An 18,669-nucleotide genomic window follows, 5' to 3' on the forward strand; every position below is an offset into this window, starting at 1 on the left:
CTGAGCCTGTCGAAGGATGGGGGGCCTCGCCGCCCCCTACACCACCGCGCGGCGATAGAGATGCCACGTCGCGTGGCCGAGCACCGGCAGCACCACCAGCAGGCCGAGGAAGAACGGCACGCAGGCGGCCAGCACCGCAAGCGTCACCACCAGGCCCCAGCCCAGCATGACGACGGGGCTCGCCAGTACCGTGCGCACCGAGGTGATCATGGCGGTGACGAAATCGACCTCGCGGTCGAGCAGCATCGGGATCGAGATCACGGTGATGGAAATAGCACCAGCGCGAGTGCTGCGCCGACGACATGGCCGATGCCGAGGAAGATCCAGCCCTCGCTGGTGGTCGTCACCACGTCGACGAAGCGGTCGAGCGTGGCGAACGACATGCGGCCGAGGATCAGCGCGATCAGCAGACGGATCTGGTACATCCAGATCCAGAACACGAACAGCATGACGAAGGCCATCCACGACACCTCGCGGCGGCGCTGGGCCCAGATCACCCTGAGCACCTCGCCGAGGGTGGGCGCCTGGCCGGCCTCCAGCCGGCGGCTGACCTCGTAGAGGCCGACGGCGGCAAACGGCCCGACCAGCGGGAAGCCAATGGCGAAGGGATAGATCAGCCAGGGTTCGTGCAGCACCAGCAGCGACAACGTGATCGCCATGCCGATGACCATGAACACGGCCCCGATCATCAGCCCGACCGCCGGGCAGCGGGCAAAGTCGGCCGCTCCTTCCGCCAGGCTCTGCCTGATGTCGGCGACCGTCAACGCCCGCACCTCCGGCAGCGCCCCCGGGCGCTTGCCCTGCGGCTGCGCCGTTCCCTTCACGTCTGCCATAGCTTCCTCCCTCGCTGGCGCCGTCTGCCTACCCCTATACGTCACGGTGCGCAGGACATTGATCAGGATCAAGGGAAGTTGCCGTAGTGGCAAGGCAAACGCCGGACAAGAAAAAAGCGGGCAATGCCCGCTTCCCTCTGGCTCCTGAGACCTGTCATGCTGCCGGTACATCCGTGGTCGGCATGCCGTCGATCAGGGCAAATGCAGCGGCTCGCGGCAAAACCCGGTCATCGTATCCCGATGCGCGTTTCGCTCCCGGCAAGCTCGCCGATGAAGCCTATGTGGGGTGCCGGGTTCGCGATTGCAAGGCCGTCGTGCCGCCCTTTTTCGGGCCAGCCTTGCTATTGTCGTATTGAGCACTATATTGGACCAATCGATCTTGCTGTAGAACTTTGTTCCGCGCGCCTGGCGCCTCTACGATCTTCCCCCTCAAAATCGATCGGAAAACATCGCCCTGCATTCTGCTCGGCGAATACTTCACTATGTCGATTGAAAGGTTTCGTCATGGCTACTGGTACCGTTAAATTCTTCAATGCCACCAAAGGTTTCGGCTTCATTGCACCCGACACCGGCGAGCAGGACGTGTTCGTCCACATCTCGGCCGTCGAGCGTGCCGGCATGCGCACCATCGTCGAGGGTCAGAAGCTGAACTTCGACGTCGTGCGCGACAACCGCAGCGGCAAGAACGCAGCCGAGAATCTTCAGGCTGCCTAACGCATTGCTTCCGGCCGCTGACCACGGATGAACTGGCATCGGCCGTCGAGGCAATCAGGAGAAGGTCGGGAGTTCCCGGCCTTTTTCGTTTCAGGAGAAACCGCATGGCGAGTTCCATCACCAAGGACAATCTGTTTGTCCCCTCGCAGAACAAGGCCGAAGCAAAGGGCGACATGACCACCCGGGTGGCGCATTCGATCCTCCATGCCGAGGTCATCGCACGCGAGGCCAAGACCGCGCGGCTTCGGGCGGCACGGCTTGCCATCGAGGCAACCCAGGAACCCGCGCCCGCCAAGCCGGCGCGCCGCAAGAAGCCGGCGGCATAGGCCACCCGCTTCACCTTGGACCCTGATCCGGGCGGCAACTCCCGCCACCGGCGGGACAGGTGATTATCCGGCGGACAACGAGTCCTGCCGGCCTAGCGTGTCGGTGTCTGCTGTAGGGCGCGTCGGCTGACCAGCAGGAGGGGCATTGCCCGCCTATTCGGGACTTGCGCGCGAGCCCACCCATCCTCCACCAAGAACCTGGCGGACAAAACGTACCTTTTGCGGGCCCTCCATGCGCCCTCCAGGGAAGCGAGTCGACAGTGCAAAGCTGTCCACCGGAGGCTCGCCCGTGCGGAAGTAGACGAGCTGCGAATACTGATCGAAATCGCAGACATATTGTTGGCCTGGCTTCTCTGCCTGGCAGCCAGACTTGACAATTTTTTTCAGCCTGGCCTCCAATTCTCCCAACTGACATCTGGGCAGGTCGGTCACATCATGCTGCCCCGGAGCGCATCGCATTGCTGCTAACGGTGCATTGAAGCGTTCTACGAGGGTGAACATATAGGCTGCCATGTCACTGGCACTCGGTTCGGAGCGATCCTCTTCACTTGCGATGCTCTCGACCACAACCTCAGCCAATGCGGCCAGTTTCCGCCCTTCCGCCGCGATCGCGGCAAGCGGATATGACGAACTTGCCTGACCAAGGACATTGTAAATTACGTTCTCGGTCGCTGTGCGGGGGTCAGATTGTTGTCGCGCTACCGCCAACGCTTCGCGAAATGCAATTGCTATGGCCGGATTCAATTCAAGTTCTGCAATCCGTTTCAACATGGGAGACAGCAGGTTTTCTTGGTCTAGAGTTCCAAACGCCTGTTCGAGAGAATGTCGATAGTCTTCGATCGGAGCAATTGCCGCGCGGGCCTCTGCCAGACCTTCCAAGGTGGTGGGCAGGTTTGCTGCCAAAGCCGCAATCCCCGTCAACTTGGGCCGGAGTACTTCAGCTACCTGTTTTTGGCAGGCTTTGTAGACCCGAAGCTTGGTCTTGTCGGGCCATTCTGACGTCTGTGCCTGTCGGAAAATAAAGAGAGCCCTTCCTATGCCCTGAGGAAAGTCCTTCGGGCCAGATGCAAGTTCTTGCAGGAGAGCATCGGCTCGGACATCGGCCCGCGCTTCCCTAACCTCCGCCAGCAGCGTCTCCCTGGTCGCTTGATCGACTTTGCTGAATCCAACTTCGCGTTCGAGTTGGTTCCACCAGCGCGGCTTGTCCACACGCTTCCTGACGTATTCTTGGACTCGAGCGCGGACAGCCTTTATCCACTGGGGACCTTTTCGGTCGAACATTTCTGCTAGAGGGGGCGGCGGAGGCTCTTCGGGCGGTGGCTGCAAAAAAGCAGTAAAGGATCCGCCTTTGCAATCGAGGAGCGTCCCCTGGATCATGGGACGGCTACCGAAACGAGCGACCTGTCCCTGCAGTCCGACGGCTCGGAAGCCGGTGGGTTGCATGATCCATGGTCCGGGATCTAACTGAAACGCGCCTGTCGACGTGGTCGTGCCGACGACATGGTATTTTGCCTTGTGCCACCCGGACCGGAACTCGAAAACGCCCTTCAGCTTCCCATTCCTGGCCTCGGTGATGGATAGCGTCAACGGGAGGTTCTTATCTGGACCGCAGGTAAGGCCTCCAGTCCAGCGACCCAGCAGTTCTTCGTTTGCCAGGACCGCACTACTCGAACAGACCAAGAGTAATAAAACGCCGAGCCACCGGTTCATTGGGCCCCCCAACTACCTAGCGGCACGTTACGCTGACACGACTTCGGCGAACAGATAGCCTTTTTGACCTATTGCGGGGTGCCCTCTGACGTTGTGCTACATTGATCTTGATGGATTCCGGCACGGGGGCGAAGCCCGTTGCGGTGCAGGATATCTGCGGGGGCAATGCGGATCCCTTGCCCAAGGGGCGAGGGCGAATGGAGCGCCCGCATCCTTCGACAGGCTCAGGATGAGGGCGAAAAGACTCGGGATGAAGAAGGCAGGTGCCGAAAACCCTAGATCACGTTCAGCTCGCGGAACGGCCGGCCCTCGGCGATGCGCTGGTAGCCGAAGGCCGAGCAGTCGATCGAGCGGTAGCCGCCATGGACCAGGAGCTCGGCCAGCGCCTTGCCGACTGCGGGTGCCTGCTGCAGGCCGTGGCCGGAAAAGCCGTTGGCGAAGATGAAGTTTGCGACCTCCGGATGCGGGCCGATGACGGCGTTCTGGTCGAGCGCGTTGTAGTCGTAATGCCCGACCCAGGCCTGCGTCGCCTTGATCGCCTCGAAGGCCGGCACGCGCGTCGCCAGCACCGGCCAGATCACGTCTTCGAACAGGCCCCAGTCGGGGTTGAAGTCTTGCGGGTCGGCGGCCAGCTCGCCGTCCTCGCTCTCGGCCCCGCCGGTGATGTAGACCGAACCCTCGGGGCGGACATAGACGCCGCTGGGGTCGACCATCAGCGGCATGTCGGCGAACCTGTCGCGCGCCTCGAAAACGAAGACGTTGCGCTTGCGCGGCTCGACCGGCAGGGCGATGCCGGCCAGGGCCGAGACTTTGCCGGCATTCGGCCCGGCGGCATTGACGACGGTGCCGGCCACAAGGCGTTCGCCATTGGCAAGGGTGACTGCTGTGACACGGTCGCGCTCGCGCTCGATGCCGGTCACCTCGGCGGTGATAAGGTCGATGTCTCTGGTCTTCAGCGCCTTGCGGAACAGGCCGAGCATGGCGTGCGCGTCGAACCAGCCCTCGCCGGTGCGGCCATAGGCGCCGGCGGAAATGCCCTCGGTCGAGATCCAGGCAAAACGCCTGGCGAGCTGCTCGGCGTCCTCCAGCACGATGTCGGCGCCCTCGGCCGTCTGCGCCCGATGGTTGGCCTCGAGGATCGGCAGGCCATTCTCGCCGGCGAGGATCAGGTAGCCGCCCTCGCGGAAGCCGATGTCGGCGTCGGCGCCGAACTCGTCCTTCAGTCGCCGGAACAGGCCGAGCGTGAATTGCGACAGGCGGATGTTCTCGGGGATCGAGAATTGCTGGCGGATCGAGGCGCAGGACAGCGTCGTTGCCGAATGGGCGAATTGCGGGTCGCGCTCGATCAGCGCGATCGAGCCGGCAAAACCCTCGTCGCGCAGATAATAGGCGACCGAGCTGCCGACGATCGCGCCGCCGATGATGACCACGTCGTAGCGTGCCATGAAGTGTTCCCGTCCTGTTATGATGGAGGACAAAAGCAGTTACCGCATTGCCCGGCAAGCCCTTGCAAGGGCCAGCATTGCCGGGCAAGAAGACCAGATGTCACATTCTGTCTCCCGCCCGCGCCGTTCGGCGCTTTTCGTGCCCGCCACCAACGAGAAGGCCATCGCCAAGCTGCCGCAGCTTGCCTGCGATACCGTCATCTTCGACCTGGAGGATGCCGTGCTGCCCGAGCAAAAGGCCGCGGCGCGCGACAGGCTGGCCAAATTCTTCGCCGAAAGGCCGGCCGGCGCGCGCGAATATGTCGTGCGCATCAATTCGCTGAAAAGTGCGTGGGGTGCTGACGATCTTGCGGCGGCGAGCGGCTGGGCCACCGACGGGGTGGTGCTGCCCAAGATCGAGACGCCGCGCGACCTGCTGGAAGCCAATGACGTGCTCGACGAGGCCGACGCCCCCGACACGCTGAAACTCTGGGCGATGATCGAGACGCCGCGGGCGCTGGTCAACCTGGCGGCCATCGCCGAGCTCGGCCGCGATCCTTCGGCCCGGCTGTCGTGCCTGATCGCCGGGCTCAACGACCTCGCCAAGGATACCGGGGTGATGATCACGCCCGACCGCCGCTACCTCCAGCCGTGGCTGTTGCAGATGGTGCTTTACGCCCGCGCCGGCGGCGTCGACATGCTCGACAGCGTCTCCAACGATTTCCGCGATCTGGACGCCTTTGCCGATGAGTGCGGCGAGGCCGCGGCCATGGGCTTTTCCGGCAAGACCGTCATCCACCCGGCACAGATCGGCCCGGCCAATGCGGCATTCTCGCCATCGGCCGCAGCACTTGCCGAAGCACGCGCTGTCGTCGGCGCCTTCGCGCTTCCCGAAAATGCCTCGCGCGGTGTAATCTCGCTCGGTGGCAGGATGGTCGAGCGGCTGCACCTGGTGCAGGCCGAGAAGATGCTGGCGAGGGCTGCGATGATCGCCGAGATGACGGGAGACGAAAAATGAAACTCTACCGCTTCCTGACCGGTCCCGACGATGCCACCTTCTGCCACAAGGTCACGGCAGCGGTGAACAAGGGCTGGCACCTGTTCGGCTCGCCGACCTATTCCTTCGACGCCGACAGCAAGACCATGCGCTGCGGCCAGGCCGTGGTGAAGGACGTCGAAGGCGTCGAATACGACCCCGGTATCAAGCTCAGCGATTTCTGATTTTTCGGCGCTGGTTCGCCGCCTATTCGGCGGCTTCCTCCAGCCGTTCCATGTCGTCGTCCGACAGGCCGAAATGGTGGCCGATCTCGTGGATCAGCACGTGGGTGACGATGTCGCCCAGCGTCTCCTCGTTCTCGGCCCAGTAGTCGAGGATGGCGCGGCGGTAGAGCGTGACGCGATTGGGGCCTTCGCCGGTCTGCGGGTTCCAGCGCTCGGCGATGCCGCGCCCCTCGAAAAGCCCGAGCAGGTCGAACGGCGTTTCCAGCGACAGGTCGTCCATGATCTCGTCGGTGGGGAACTCGGCCAGCTGGATGACGACCTCGCCGGTCAGTTGGCGAAATTCCTCCGGCAGGTGGGCATAGGATTCGAGCGCCAGGAGCTCCATCTCCTCGATCGAGGGCGAAAGCTGGTCGTGCCAGGCGCGGGTCTTGTAGATGCGGGCCATTATTCTTCCTTTTGAGGGCATATAGCCTTTCACCGCTTCGCTTACGAGGCCTTTGCCGCCCGGGCGATAAATAAGCGGTGAGCGGGTTGCCTCCGGGAGAGGAATAAATTCCCCATGAATCGGCTTGACTCTGATCAGAGCCTCTGGAATCTATAAGAACATAACAGGAACAATTAGCCGGAGGCAGATCGACATGGCGACCAGCGCCGTGGCGCGGGACGTCGTTTTTGCCCTGCGCCAGAAGATAGCGAAGATCGAGGGTACGCTGCCCGAGCTGCTGGTGTCGCCTTCCGACAACCGGCCGCCCGCCGGCGTCCTGGTTCGACGCAACGGCGTTGCCTCGGCGCGCGACTTCTTCCTGCCGACCGGTGTCGAGCGCCTCGACGAGGCCCTGGGCGGCGGGCTGCCCAAAGCCGCGCTGACCGAGATCCATGGCACGGAAACCCGCAATGCGGGGGCGGCTGCGGGCCTGGCTCTATGCCTCGTCAGCCTGATGCTCAAAGCCAGCCAGAAGCCGGGGGCACTGGTGCTGTGGATCGGCACCGCCGAAATCTTTCGCGAGGCCGGGCTTCCTTATGCGGCGGGACTGGATTGGCTTTTTGGCCTCGCGCCGGAACGCCTGCTTTTTGCCGAAGCGCCCAAGCCCGCCGACGCACTGTGGATCGCCGAGGAAGCCGCCCGCATCGGCGAGCTTGCCGCCGTCATCGTCGAACTGCGCGGCAACCCGCGCAGCCTGGATCTCACGGCGACGCGCCGGCTGCACCGCCGGGCGCAGGATGCGGGCCGGCCGGTGCTCCTGCTGCGACAGTCGGCTGAATCGGAGGCCACGGCAGCGCCCGTCAGGCTCATCGCTTCGCCGGCCCCGGCATCGCTTCGCCATACCGTCGCCGGTCCGCTTGCCGGTTCCATCGGCCCGCCCGCCATCTCGGTCGAAATCGGCAAGAGCCGCACGGCGCTTCCCGGCAAATTCATTCTGGAATGGAACCCCGATGCACACACCCTCGAAGAAAGAAGACACAGCCCAGAGGATCGTGTCGCTGTGGTTTCCCCATCTCGCAGCCGAGCGGATCCTCAGGCGGCGGTTGGGACGGTCGTGGCGTTCAGGCCAGCGGCCGAACCAGCCCCTGGTGGTGAGCCATCGGGAGAACAATACCCAGCGCATCGCCGCCCTCGACGAGCAGGCTGAAGCACTGCGGCTGAGGCCGGGAATGGGGATTGCCGAAGCGCGCGCCATGCACCCGTCGATCGACGTCGTCGAGGCCGATCCCGAAGCCGACCGCCGGCTGCTCGAAAGCCTCGCCGACTGGTGCGACCGCTACACGCCACTGGTCGCGCTCGACGGCGAAAACGGCCTGTTCCTCGACATCACCGGCTGCGCCCATCTCTTCGGTGGCGAAAAGGCCCTGCTTGCCGATCTCATGGCCCGTTTCTTCCATCAGGGTTTCGATGTCCGCGCCGGCCTTGCCTCGACACCGGGCACGGCGTGGGCGGCGGCGCGTTTCGCCGCCGGCCAGATCATTGCGCCGGGCAGCGAGCGTAATTTCCTTTCCCGCCTGCCGCTGTCGGCGCTCAGGATAGATGCCAGGACGAAGGCGAGCCTCGAAAGCGTCGGGCTGCGCACCGTCGGTGCGATCATGGACGGGCCGCGCGCGCCGCTGGTCCGCCGCTTCGGAGCTGAACTCGTCGAGCGTCTCGACCAGGCGCTCGGCCGGCTCGAGGAGGCGATCTCGCCGCGCCTGCCGGTCGCCCCGCTTTCGGTCGAACGCCACCTCGCCGACCCGCTGTCGCTCCTCGACGATATCGAGCGGCTGGTCGGCCTGCTCGCCGCCACGCTCAAGGTCGATCTCGAACGCCGGGAAGAGGGCGCGCGGGCGCTCGAACTTCTGCTGTTCAGGGTCGACGGCGTGGTCAGCCGCATCACGGTCGGGGCGTCGCGCCCGATCCGCGAACCCAGCCTGGTCCGCAAGCTGTTCCATGAACGGCTGACCGCGCTTGGCGAGACCATCGATGCCGGCTGTGGCTTTGACCTCGTTCGCCTCTCTGCGTTTTCGACGGCCTGCTTCGATGCGCGGCAAGGCGACCTTGCCGGCGAAATCGAAGACACTGGCGAAGAGCTGGCCATCTTCGCCGATCGCGTGACAGCCAGGCTCGGCGAGGCCGCCATCCTCGAACCTGCTCCTGCCGCAAGCCATCTGCCGGAGCGGGCTGCGGCGGTTGTTTCTTACGCGCAGGAAGAAGACAGGAAGGCATTTGCACAGCACGGCAAGGCAAAAAGCGGGGCCACCAGCAGGCCGGCCCGCCTGGAGCGCCCGATCCGCCTGTTTCGCTCGCCAGAGCCGATCGAGGTTCCGTTGACCGAGGTTCCCGATGGTCCGCCGCAAAATTTCCGCTGGCGCCGCGCCATGCATCGCGTCGCTCGTGCCGAGGGGCCGGAACGGATCGCGCCCGAATGGTGGCGCGAAGAAACCGATGCGCCGACGCGGGATTATTACCGGGTCGAGGATGCCGATGGCCGCCGCTACTGGCTCTACCGGCAGGGCCTGTACGGTGCGCAGGCTCCAGCCCCACGCTGGTTCCTGCATGGGGTTTTCGCATGAACACGGTCGCCGCCGCCAGCTATGCTGAATTCGGCATCCAGTCGAATTTCTCCTTCCTGCGCGGGGCTTCCGCGCCGGAAGAGCTGGTGATCGCGGCAAAGTTTCTGGGACTTTCGGCCATCGGCCTTGCCGACTGCAACACGGTGGCCGGTGTCGTCCGCGCCTGGAAGATGGCCGATACGGAAGGGCTCGCCTACCACCCGGGCTGCCGGCTGGTTTTTGCTGATGGCACACCTGACATTCTCGCCTACCCTAGGGATCGCAAGGGCTGGGGGCATCTCTGCCGCATGCTGACCCAGGCCAATACCCGGGATGAAAGCGAAAAGGGCGCGCCGCTCCTCTACCGGGACGACCTTTTCGAGTGGGGCGACCTGCTGTCGCTTGCCGTCCTGCCCGACGTCACGGCTGTCACGGAAGATGATGTCGCGCTTCTACGTAGTCTCAAGGCGCGTTTCGGCGCCTCCTTGTGGCTGGCGGTCGCGCCGAATTTCGGCGGCAACGACCGCTTCAAGATCGAGCAGGCCGCCGCCATGGCCGCGATGGCAGGCGTGCCGCTGATGGCGACCAATGACGTGCTCTACCATGTGCCGGGCCAGCGCCCGCTCCAGGATGTGCTGACAGCGATCCGCCTCAACGTGCCGGTCACCGAGGCCGGGTTCGAACTGAGGGCGAATGCCGAGCGCCATCTGAAAAGTCCTGCCGATATGGCCAGGCTTTTCCGTAACCACCCGGAGCCCCTTGCCGAGACGCTGCGCTTTGCCGCAAGCCTGCATTTTTCGCTGGGTGAACTCAAATACAACTATCCCGACGAGCCGACGGAATCGGGCCTCGAACCGCAGGCGGAACTGGAAAGACTGACCTGGGAAGGGGCGAAAAGGCGCTATCCGGATGGTGTTCCGGAGAAGGTGCAGGGGATCATCCGGCATGAGCTCGGCATCGTCGAGGAACTCAACTATGCCCGCTATTTCCTCACCGTGCATGACATCGTCCAATTCGCGCGCTCGAAGGGCATCCTTTGCCAGGGGCGCGGCTCGGCCGCCAATTCGGTCATCTGTTTCTGCATCGGCATCACCGATGTCGGGCCCGATATCGTCGACGTGCTTTTCGAGCGCTTCATCTCGGTGGAACGTGGCGAGCCGCCGGATATCGACGTCGACTTCGAGCATGAGCGGCGCAGTGAGGTGATCGAGTTCATCTACGAAAAATACAGCGCCAAGCGCACCGCGCTCGCGGCTTCCGTCGTCACTTATCGCGGCCGCTCGGCACTGCGTGAAGTCGCCAAGGCGATGGGCCTGTCCGACGACGTCAGGGGGGCTTTGTCGGGGTCGATCTGGGGTTGGTATTCGTCCGAGCTTGGCGAGAAGGAAACGGCGGCTGGGGGACTCGACAAGGCCGATCCGGTGACCCGGCATGTGATCGAACATGCCAACGGCATCATGGGTTTTCCGCGCCATCTGTCCCAGCATGTCGGCGGCTTCGTCATCACCCGCGACCGGCTCGACGAGATCGTGCCGATCGTCAAGACGGCGATGGACGAGCGTAAGATGGTCGAGTGGGACAAGGATGACCTCGATGCCGTTGGCATATTGAAGGTCGATATCCTGGCGCTCGGCATGCTGACGTGCCTGCGCAAGGCCTTCGGCCTGCTCGAAGCGCATTACGACGAGCGCGACCCGCATGATCGGCCCTACACGCTGGCGACGCTGCCGCCTGGGGACCAAAAAGTCTATGACATGATCTGCCGTGCCGACACGCTCGGAGTCTTCCAGATCGAAAGCCGGGCGCAGATGTCGATGCTGCCGCGTCTAAGGCCGCGCGAATTCTACGATCTGGTGATCGAGGTCGCGATCGTTCGGCCCGGGCCGATCCAGGGCGACATGGTGCATCCCTATCTCAGGCGCCGGCAAGGCAAGGAAAAGGTCGAATTCCCAAAGAAGGAACTTGAGTCGATCCTGGGCAAGACCTTGGGCGTGCCGCTGTTCCAGGAGCAGGCAATGAAGATCGCCATCGTCGCCGGCGGCTTCAGCCCCGGCGAGGCCGACAAGCTCAGGCGCGCCATGGCCACTTTCAAACGCACCGGCACTATCGGCAATCATCGCGACAAGATGATCGAGGGCATGGTTACGCGGGGGTATGAGCGCGACTTCGCCGAACGCTGCTTCAAGCAGATCGAGGGCTTTGGCGAATACGGCTTTCCCGAAAGCCACGCCGCGTCTTTCGCGTTGCTCGTCTATGCCTCCTGCTGGTTCAAGGCCTTTTATCCCGACGTCTTCTGTGCGGCGATCCTCAACTCGCAGCCGATGGGCTTTTACCGACCGGCGCAATTGGTCCGCGATGCGCAGGACCATGGCGTCGAAATCAGGCAGGTCGACATCAATCATTCCGTTTGGGATTGCAGGCTCGAGCGCTCGGGCTTCGACCCGAAACGCATCCAGCGGCGTCACGCCGAAATGCGCGACGTCATCAGGACCAGCCACGCCGTCCGGCTCGGCTTCCGTCAGATCAAGGGCCTTGGCGACAAGAAGATGAACGCCTTCGTCGAACGGCGCGGCAAGGGCTACGTCTCGGTGCGCGATGTCTGGTTGCGCTCGGGGCTCGATGTCGGCGAGATCGAGTTGCTCGCGCAGGCCGATGCGTTCCGCTCGGTCGGCCTCGACCGGCGCGAGGCGCTATGGGCGGTGCGCGCGCTCGACGGCAAGAGTGCCGCCGAAAGGCTGCCGCTGTTCGACCAGCCGGAAGTTCATTTGTCCGATAACGAACCGCAGATGTATCTGCCCGCCATGCCGCTCGGCGAGCATGTCATCCACGACTACCGCTCGCTTGGTCTCTCGCTGAAGGCGCATCCGGTCGCCTTTCTCAGGCATCACCTCGACAGTGCCGGCATCACGCCGAATGCCCGGCTCGGCGACGTGCCCGACGGGCGGCGCGTGTCCGTTGCCGGACTGGTTCTGGTCCGCCAGCGACCGGGCAAGGGCAATGCCATCTTCCTCACGCTGGAGGACGAGCATTCGATCGCCAATGTCATTGTCTGGGCGCGGGTCTTCGACCGTTTCCGGCCCGTCATCATGGGATCGAAATTCATCCGCGTCAGCGGCAAGCTGCAGACGGAGTCGGGCGTCATCCATATCGTTGCCGACAAGATGGAGGACCTGACGCACTGGCTGGCGGCCATGTCGGAGGAACTCCAGGCATCGGCCAATGACAAGGCTGCGCTCCCCTCTGTGACGGGGCCCAGGCAAAGCGCTGCCGAGAAGGCGGCAAAGGACCCGCGTGTCGTGCAGAGCTACGACCGGCTTGTCCGCACGGCTAGCAGCGTGATGCCCAAGGGGCGTAATTTTCAATGAAGGAGGCCTGGAAGGAAGCTTAAATTCAGTCCAAGGACGGAGCGCCTTTCGGCGCTGCCTCGTCCGGAATCTGCCGCGCCTCTGAGGGCAGCATCACGGGGATGCCGTCACGAACAGGGTAGGCGAGGCGGGCGAGCCTGGACACCAGTTCGCCGCGCTCGGCATCCCACTTCAGCGGTCCCTTGGTCAGCGGACAAGCCAGCAGTTCGAGCAGCTTCACGTCGATGTCGCGCTTGTTGGCCTCAACCATTCCAGCCTCCTGGTTGCCCCGCCTATTGCAGGCTCGACCCGAAATCTTCGTTTTCGCGCGCCAGCGCCATTTCGGTGATCGCGATCAGCGTCTCGGCGCGGGTCTTGAGATCGGGCGCTTCGAGCAGCGCCTGCTTTTCGGCGGCCCCGTATGGCGCCATCATCGACAGCGCGTTGACCAGGATGGCATTGTCGGCGCGGCTGACGCTCTCCCAGTCGGCCTCGAGTTCGTTGGCCTGGAGATAGGTGCGGAATGCCTTGAGCAACGCCGGCCGGTCGACATCCGCGCCGGCCTTGTCCTCGCCGAGGTCGGCGCCAAAGCAGGTGATCTTGCATTGCCTGAATGGCGTCTTCACCGCCAGTTCCTGGCTGACCCGGAACCGGCAGACGCCCTGCAGCGAAATCAGGTAACGACCGTCCCCGGTCTCGGCGAGAGAGGTGATGCGGCCGATGCAACCGACGGGGCACAGGGCCGGTTCGCCGTCGGGACGCAGCGTGCCGTCGAGCGATGGCTGGATCATGCCGATCAGCCGCGATCCGGCGATGGCGTCGTCGATCATCTGCAGATAGCGCGGCTCGAAGATGTTGAGCGGCATGCGACCGCCCGGCAGGAGCAGGGCCGCCGTCAGCGGGAACACCGCCAGCGTCGTCGGCAGATCGGTGTCGAGCCTGTAATGCGCGTTTCCTGCCTGCATCTGGTCCTCAGCTGGCTACCCCTTCATCTGGGGCCGTAACGGTCGAGCGCAAGGGCGCCTGCGACAAACCGTTACGAAAACAGCAGCGACGACAGCTTGCGCCGCGTCGCCAGCGTCACCTCGTCGGTGAAGCCCCAGGCTTCGAACAGCTTGAGCAGCTGGGCCCTTGCGCCGTCGTCGTTCCAGGTCCGGTCGGCCTTGACGATGGCGAGCAGGCTGTCGGCCGCCTCGGTGCGCTGCCCGTTTGCATTCTGGATCATGGCGAGATCGAAGCGCGCCTGGTGATCCCCGGGGTTCTGCGCCAGCCGCCGCTCCAACTCGGCGGAATCGCCGAGGGCGGCGGCCTCCTCCGCAAGCGTTATCCTGGCACGCACGGAAGCCAGTGCCGGCGCATCCTGCTTGCCTTCGGGCGCACGCGCCAGCACCTCGTTTGCACCGGCAACATCGCCGGCCTCGAAGAGGATCTCGGCAAGCGCCGCGATGGCATCGAGGTTGTCGGGGGCCTGCTCGAGCACGGCGTCATAGATCTGCACCGCGGTCTGCAGGTCGCCTGCGTCGCGCGCCTCGGCGGCTGCGGCAAGCGCTTCGGCGATCTGCGGCTGGCCGCCATCCTTGCCGGCGACCTTGTCGATGAAGTCGCGGATCTGGCTCTCGGGCACGGCACCCATGAAGCCGTCCACCGGCTGGCCGTCCTTGAAGGCGATGACCGCGGGGATCGACTGGATGCCGAGCTGACCGGCAATCGCGGGATGATCGTCGATGTTCATCTTGACGAGCTTGACGCGGCCACCCGCAGCCTGGACGACGCGCTCGATCACCGGCGTCAGCTGCTTGCACGGGCCGCACCATGGCGCCCAGAAGTCGACCAGCACCGGCTGGTTGCGCGATTCCTGGATGACGTCGGCGCTGAAGGCAGCGGTCGTCGTGTCCTTGATCAGATCGGCCGCCGGTGCAGCACCGCCGGCGGGGGCGCCGCCAAACTGTACGTTCGTGGCATACTGGCTGCTTATGCCGCCGAAGGGGTTGTTCTCGTTGCTCATACTGGTTCTTCCGCTGTGTATTCTGTGCCCATCGGCCACCCGACCGCGCCGCTGTCAGGCCACCATGTGGCGATCAGCCGGTGACTTTCAAGATAACAGGATCGTGGCCGGTTGCCTTGACGAAATGCAACAGGTCGGCGGCCGCGATCGAGGTTGTCGCCTCATTGGTCAGCGGGTGGGCGTTGATCACGGCGTTTTCCATCAGGGCGCTGTCGAGCACCAGCCTGACCCTGCCCGACGTGTCGTTAATCAGCCCGAAGACGGTCACTGCGCCCGGGGCGACGCCGAGGAGTTCCATCAGCGCCTCCGGCTTGCCGAAGGAGACACGGCTCGACGCGCCGATCAGGTGATGGATCTGCTTGAGGTCGACGCTGGCTTCTTCATCGACGGTAACGAGGAAGAAGCTGTCTTTCTTGTCCTTGAGGAACAGGTTCTTGGTGTGGCCGCCGGGAATCGTCCCCCGCAGCGCCTGCGAATCGGCGACGGTGTAGAGTGGCGGGTGCTCGTGCGTCCGGACGGCGATGCCGAGCGTGTCGAGGAAGGCGAGTAGCTCGGCCTTGGTCCTGGGATTCGTCGCGCCGGTCATGGCCGCCTTCGTCAAAATTGTTCGATTGCAGGGTTTATGGGCAAAGCCCGGCGCCAAGACAAGCCCGGCCACCGCTTCCCCAGGCGTTCATTTCGCGGAAATCCGGGCTTTGCCGGGGTGCGGAGGAAGAGCTGAAAAAAGATCGCGATTTGCCTGTTGCATTCGCCGCGAGCATCGGCCATATAGGCGCCGTTGCGGTGACGAGCCGCGGCGAGCGGGTGTAGCTCAGGGGTAGAGCACAACCTTGCCAAGGTTGGGGTCGAGCGTTCGAATCGCTTCACCCGCTCCAAATATCCCACGAAAAAGGCCGCGGTTCTCCGCGGCCTTCGTCGTTTTCGGGCTTTGAAGAAAGCCCGTTCGAAGCTGCACTTAGCAATCGAGGCGCCGAAGTGCCGGCAACGATGGCGCGGTGCCGTGCGGGATTTCAGTCCAGCGCGCGGTCGAGATGGGTGTAGCCGCCGTCGACGAACAACCATTGCCCAGTGGTGTGGCTCGCCTTGTCTGAGAGCAGGAAGATCACCGTGTCGGCGATTTCCTCCGCCGTCGTCATGCGCTGTCCCAACGGGATCCGGCGGGTGATTTCTTCCAGGCGCGCTTCGGGATCGTCGAAGGTCTTCAGCCACTTCTCGTAGAGCGGCGTCATCACCTCGGCCGGGATGACCGCGTTGACGCGGATGCCGTCCCCGCGCAGCGCTGCCGCCCATTCGCGCGTCAGCGACAGTTGCGCACCCTTGGCGGCGGTGTAGCCGCTGGTGCTGCCCTGGCCGGTGAGTGCCGTCTTGGACGAGACGTTGACGATGGCGCCGCGCGATTTCTTCAACCACGGCAGGCAGTGGTGCGCGGTCGTGTAATAGTGGATCAGGTTGCGCTCCAGCGACTCGCGAAAGGCGTTGGGGCCAGCTTCGAGGCCGATGCCGTCGTTGATGCCGGCATTGTTGACCAGCCCGTCGATACGGCCGAAGGCCTTTGCCACTTCAGCGACCGCCGCACCGATCTCCGGGTCGTGCATCAGCTCGACATGGATGAATTTTGCACGCGGTGAGGCAACCTTCAGCTTCGCCGCGAAGTCGTCGGCCAGCGGGCTGCGTCCGAAGACGATGGGGACTGCACCCTCTGCCGCGAGGCCGAGTGTGACCGCACCGCCGATGCCGGCGCCGCCGCCGGTGACGATCACCACCTTGTCCTTCAGCCCCAGGTCCATTTTGGTCTCCCTCAGCCGCGGAACTGAAAATCTTCGAGCGTCGCCGGCTTCATCTCGATGGAGAAGCCGGGCGCGCTGGGGGGCATGTAGGCGGCATTGCGCACCACGCAGGGTTCCTTGAAATGCTCGTGCAGGTGGTCGACATATTCGACCACGCGGCCCTCGCGGGTTCCGGCGATGCAGACATAGTCGATCATCGACAGGTGCTGGACATATTCGCAGAGGCCGACGCCGCCGGCATGCGGGCAGACGAGCAGATTGTATTTGGCCGCCATCAGCAGCACGGCGAGGATCTCGTTGACGCCGCCGAGGCGGCAGGAGTCGATCTGCACCACGTCGATTGCGCCGCGCATGATGAACTGCTTGAACATGATGCGGTTCTGGCACATCTCGCCGGTGGCGACCTGCACCGGCGCCACGCCCTCGCGGATCTTGCGGTGGCCCTCGACGTCGTCGGGATTTGTCGGTTCCTCGATGAACCAGGGCTTGGCGAAAGCGAGGTCGCGCACCCAATCGATGGCCTGGCCGACTTCCCAGACCTGATTGGCGTCGATCATCAGCTGGCGGTCGGGGCCGAGCACCTCGCGGGCGATGCGCAGGCGGCGGATGTCGTCGGCCTTGTCGCGGCCGACCTTGAGCTTGACGTGGTTGAAGCCGGCGTCGACCGCCTCCTGGCAGAGCCGGCGCAGCTTCTCGTCGCCATAGCCGAGCCAGCCGGCCGAGGTGGTGTAGCAGGGGTAACCCTCGCGCTCGAGCGTGGCGATACGCTCTGCCTTGCCCGGTGCCTTGTCGCGCAGCATGGCGAGCGCTTCGTCAGGCGTGATGCAGTCGGTGATGTAGCGGAAGTCGATGCAGCGCACCAGCTCTTCGGGCGACATCTCGGCGACCAGCTTCCACACCGGCTTGCCCACCATCTTGGCCCATATATCCCAGACGGCGTTGACGACCGCGCCGGTGGCCAGATGGATCGCGCCCTTATCGGGCCCGATCCAGCGCAGCTGGCTGTCGGAGGTGACATGGCGCCAGAAGGCGCCCATGTCTGATGTGACCTTGTCCATGTCCAGACCCACGACCAGGTGGCGCATCGCCTCGATCGCCGCGCAGCAGATCTCGTTGCCGCGGCCGATGGTGAATGTCAGGCCATGACCCTCGATGCCTGATGCGTCGGTCTTCAGGATGACATAGGCCGCCGAATAGTCGGGGTCCGGGTTCATCGCGTCGGAACCGTCGAGATGCTGCGAAGTCGGGAAGCGCAGGTCGAGCACCCGCATGTCGATGATTCTGGTCATGGTCTGGGGTCCTCACAGCATGATCCCGAAAAGTTGCAGACTTTTCGGACAAGATCAGGCGACTAAAACGAGAGCTCGGGGCGAGATGGCGGCTCAAGGAGACGTCGTCTCGCACCAATGGGTTCAGGCGGCGACGACGTGCTGCCTCTGGATGCCGAGGCCTTCGATGCCGAGCGACATCGTCTGGCCGGCCTTGAGATAGACAGGCGGCTTCTGGCCGAGGCCGACGCCGGGCGGGGTGCCGGTGGAAATGACGTCGCCGGACTGCAGGCTCATGAAGCGGCTGAGATAGGCGACGACCTGCTGCACGGAGAAGATCATGGTCCTGGTCGAGCCGTCCTGGAAGCGCTTGCCGTCGACGTCGAGCCACATCTTGAGGTTCTGCGGATCGGCGATCTCGTCGGCGGTCACCATCCAGGGGCCGGTCGGGCCGAAGGTGTCGCAGCCCTTGCCCTTGTCCCAGGTGCCGCCGCGCTCGATCTGGTATTCGCGCTCGGAGACGTCGTTGACGACGCAATAGCCGGCGACGTGGCTCATGGCGTCGGCCTCGTCGATGTAGCGGCCGGGCTTGCCGATGACGACGCCGAGCTCGACCTCCCAGTCGGTCTTGAGCGAGCCGCGGGGGATCTCGACGTCGTCGTCGGGTCCGACGATGGCCGAGGTCCACTTGTTGAAGACGATGGGTTCGGCCGGGATGGCGGCGCCGGTTTCGGCGGCGTGGTCGGCATAGTTGAGGCCGATGCAGATGAACTTGCCGATGCGACCGACACAGGCGCCGAGGCGCAGGTCCTGCTGCGGCGTGCCGACGACCAGCGGCAAGGTCTCGGGGTCGATGCCGCGGAGGCGGGCAAGGCCTTCGGGCGCCAGCGCCTCGCCGGCTATGTCGTCGACGATGCCGGAGAGGTCACGGACGCGGCCGGACGTGTCGAGGATGCCGGGCTTTTCGTTGCCCTTGGGGCCGTAACGGAGCAGTTTCATTGAAGTCACCCTGGTTG

Annotated in this window: 18 protein-coding genes, 1 tRNA gene and 1 pseudogene; 9 read left to right on the top strand and 11 right to left on the bottom strand. The window is 64.3% G+C overall.

Going from position 1 to position 18,669, the window contains the following annotated elements:
- Positions 1–36: 36 nt before the first annotated feature.
- Positions 37–833, bottom strand: a pseudogene (locus GGQ99_RS16595) (DUF2189 domain-containing protein).
- A gap of 86 nt (positions 834–919) precedes the next feature.
- Here GGQ99_RS16595 and GGQ99_RS16600 point away from each other — a divergent pair.
- The 3 genes from GGQ99_RS16600 to GGQ99_RS16610 all read left to right on the top strand — a co-directional run bounded on the left by GGQ99_RS16600 (position 920) and on the right by GGQ99_RS16610 (position 1,873).
- Complete coding sequence (locus tag GGQ99_RS16600; protein WP_183263381.1) at positions 920–1,189, top strand: hypothetical protein; 270 nt, start codon at positions 920–922, stop codon at positions 1,187–1,189.
- Between the two features lie 148 nt (positions 1,190–1,337).
- Positions 1,338–1,547: a cold-shock protein gene (locus GGQ99_RS16605; RefSeq protein WP_108609632.1), complete on the top strand. Its 210-nt coding sequence runs from the start codon at positions 1,338–1,340 to the stop codon at positions 1,545–1,547.
- 104 nt (positions 1,548–1,651) lie between these two features.
- Positions 1,652–1,873: a hypothetical protein gene (locus tag GGQ99_RS16610; protein WP_108606220.1), complete on the top strand. Its 222-nt coding sequence runs from the start codon at positions 1,652–1,654 to the stop codon at positions 1,871–1,873.
- Positions 1,874–2,026: 153 nt separating this feature from the next.
- Here the strand turns inward: GGQ99_RS16610 and GGQ99_RS16615 are convergent, their stop codons facing one another.
- Together GGQ99_RS16615 and GGQ99_RS16620 are read right to left on the bottom strand one after the other, a co-directional pair.
- Positions 2,027–3,583 (bottom strand): hypothetical protein, encoded by a 1,557-nt coding sequence (locus GGQ99_RS16615; RefSeq protein WP_183263382.1) that lies wholly within the window; start codon positions 3,581–3,583, stop codon positions 2,027–2,029.
- Positions 3,584–3,858: 275 nt separating this feature from the next.
- A complete protein-coding gene (locus GGQ99_RS16620) occupies positions 3,859–5,028 on the bottom strand; it encodes an NAD(P)/FAD-dependent oxidoreductase (RefSeq protein WP_183263383.1) in 1,170 nt (389 codons plus the stop codon).
- A 97-nt stretch (positions 5,029–5,125) separates the two neighbouring features.
- Here GGQ99_RS16620 and GGQ99_RS16625 point away from each other — a divergent pair, with 97 nt between their 5' ends.
- Positions 5,126–6,025 carry an HpcH/HpaI aldolase/citrate lyase family protein gene (locus tag GGQ99_RS16625; RefSeq protein WP_183263384.1) on the top strand — a complete coding sequence of 300 codons (900 nt, stop codon included), beginning with the start codon at positions 5,126–5,128 and terminating at the stop codon, positions 6,023–6,025.
- Entirely contained in the window at positions 6,022–6,228 is a 207-nt protein-coding gene (locus GGQ99_RS16630) for a DUF1737 domain-containing protein (RefSeq protein WP_108606223.1), read from the top strand. Before GGQ99_RS16625 ends, GGQ99_RS16630 begins: the two co-directional genes overlap by 4 nt.
- A 22-nt stretch (positions 6,229–6,250) precedes the next feature.
- Here GGQ99_RS16630 and GGQ99_RS16635 read toward each other — a convergent pair whose 3' ends face one another.
- A complete protein-coding gene (locus GGQ99_RS16635; protein WP_108606224.1) occupies positions 6,251–6,673 on the bottom strand; it encodes a metallopeptidase family protein in 423 nt (140 codons plus the stop codon).
- A 193-nt stretch (positions 6,674–6,866) separates the two neighbouring features.
- Here GGQ99_RS16635 and GGQ99_RS16640 point away from each other — a divergent pair, with 193 nt between their 5' ends.
- From GGQ99_RS16640 to GGQ99_RS16650, 3 genes are read left to right on the top strand one after another with little or no spacing between them, the layout of a single operon-like run.
- Positions 6,867–7,859, top strand: coding sequence for an ImuA family protein (locus GGQ99_RS16640; protein WP_246389616.1), 993 nt, complete (start codon positions 6,867–6,869; stop codon positions 7,857–7,859).
- Positions 7,801–9,270: a DUF6504 family protein gene (locus GGQ99_RS16645; RefSeq protein ID WP_343061748.1), complete on the top strand. Its 1,470-nt coding sequence runs from the start codon at positions 7,801–7,803 to the stop codon at positions 9,268–9,270. The genes GGQ99_RS16640 and GGQ99_RS16645 overlap by 59 nt, the downstream gene beginning before the upstream one ends.
- Positions 9,267–12,614 carry an error-prone DNA polymerase gene (locus tag GGQ99_RS16650; RefSeq protein ID WP_183263386.1) on the top strand — a complete coding sequence of 1,116 codons (3,348 nt, stop codon included), beginning with the start codon at positions 9,267–9,269 and terminating at the stop codon, positions 12,612–12,614. Before GGQ99_RS16645 ends, GGQ99_RS16650 begins: the two co-directional genes overlap by 4 nt.
- A gap of 25 nt (positions 12,615–12,639) precedes the next feature.
- Here GGQ99_RS16650 and GGQ99_RS16655 read toward each other — a convergent pair whose 3' ends face one another.
- From GGQ99_RS16655 to GGQ99_RS16670, 4 genes are all read right to left on the bottom strand, one after another.
- The gene (locus tag GGQ99_RS16655) at positions 12,640–12,864 is read right to left on the bottom strand and encodes a Trm112 family protein (RefSeq protein ID WP_183263387.1); all 225 of its coding nucleotides are present in this window, start codon (positions 12,862–12,864) and stop codon (positions 12,640–12,642) included.
- A gap of 22 nt (positions 12,865–12,886) precedes the next feature.
- On the bottom strand, positions 12,887–13,558 hold the full coding sequence (locus tag GGQ99_RS16660; RefSeq protein ID WP_108606227.1) for an LON peptidase substrate-binding domain-containing protein: 672 nt from the start codon (positions 13,556–13,558) through the stop codon (positions 12,887–12,889).
- A 71-nt stretch (positions 13,559–13,629) separates the two neighbouring features.
- Positions 13,630–14,598 carry a thioredoxin gene (gene trxA, locus GGQ99_RS16665; RefSeq protein ID WP_183263388.1) on the bottom strand — a complete coding sequence of 323 codons (969 nt, stop codon included), beginning with the start codon at positions 14,596–14,598 and terminating at the stop codon, positions 13,630–13,632.
- 73 nt (positions 14,599–14,671) lie between these two features.
- Positions 14,672–15,184, bottom strand: a complete 513-nt coding sequence (locus GGQ99_RS16670; RefSeq protein WP_183263389.1) for a prolyl-tRNA synthetase associated domain-containing protein — start codon at positions 15,182–15,184, stop codon at positions 14,672–14,674.
- A gap of 214 nt (positions 15,185–15,398) precedes the next feature.
- Between GGQ99_RS16670 and GGQ99_RS16675 the strand changes: the two genes are divergently transcribed.
- Positions 15,399–15,473, top strand: a tRNA-Gly gene (locus tag GGQ99_RS16675).
- Between the two features lie 135 nt (positions 15,474–15,608).
- On the opposite strand, the gene GGQ99_RS16680 is transcribed toward GGQ99_RS16675, so the two are convergent.
- From GGQ99_RS16680 to GGQ99_RS16690, 3 genes are all read right to left on the bottom strand, one after another.
- On the bottom strand, positions 15,609–16,385 hold the full coding sequence (locus GGQ99_RS16680; protein WP_183263390.1) for an L-fucose dehydrogenase: 777 nt from the start codon (positions 16,383–16,385) through the stop codon (positions 15,609–15,611).
- 11 nt (positions 16,386–16,396) lie between these two features.
- Complete coding sequence (locus GGQ99_RS16685) at positions 16,397–17,674, bottom strand: L-fuconate dehydratase (RefSeq protein ID WP_183263391.1); 1,278 nt, start codon at positions 17,672–17,674, stop codon at positions 16,397–16,399.
- Between the two features lie 123 nt (positions 17,675–17,797).
- Complete coding sequence (locus GGQ99_RS16690; protein WP_183263392.1) at positions 17,798–18,652, bottom strand: fumarylacetoacetate hydrolase family protein; 855 nt, start codon at positions 18,650–18,652, stop codon at positions 17,798–17,800.
- Positions 18,653–18,669: the final 17 nt, after the last annotated feature.

Origin of the sequence: Aminobacter niigataensis (genome assembly GCF_014200015.1) — a bacterium.
GTDB lineage: Bacteria > Pseudomonadota > Alphaproteobacteria > Rhizobiales > Rhizobiaceae > Aminobacter > Aminobacter niigataensis.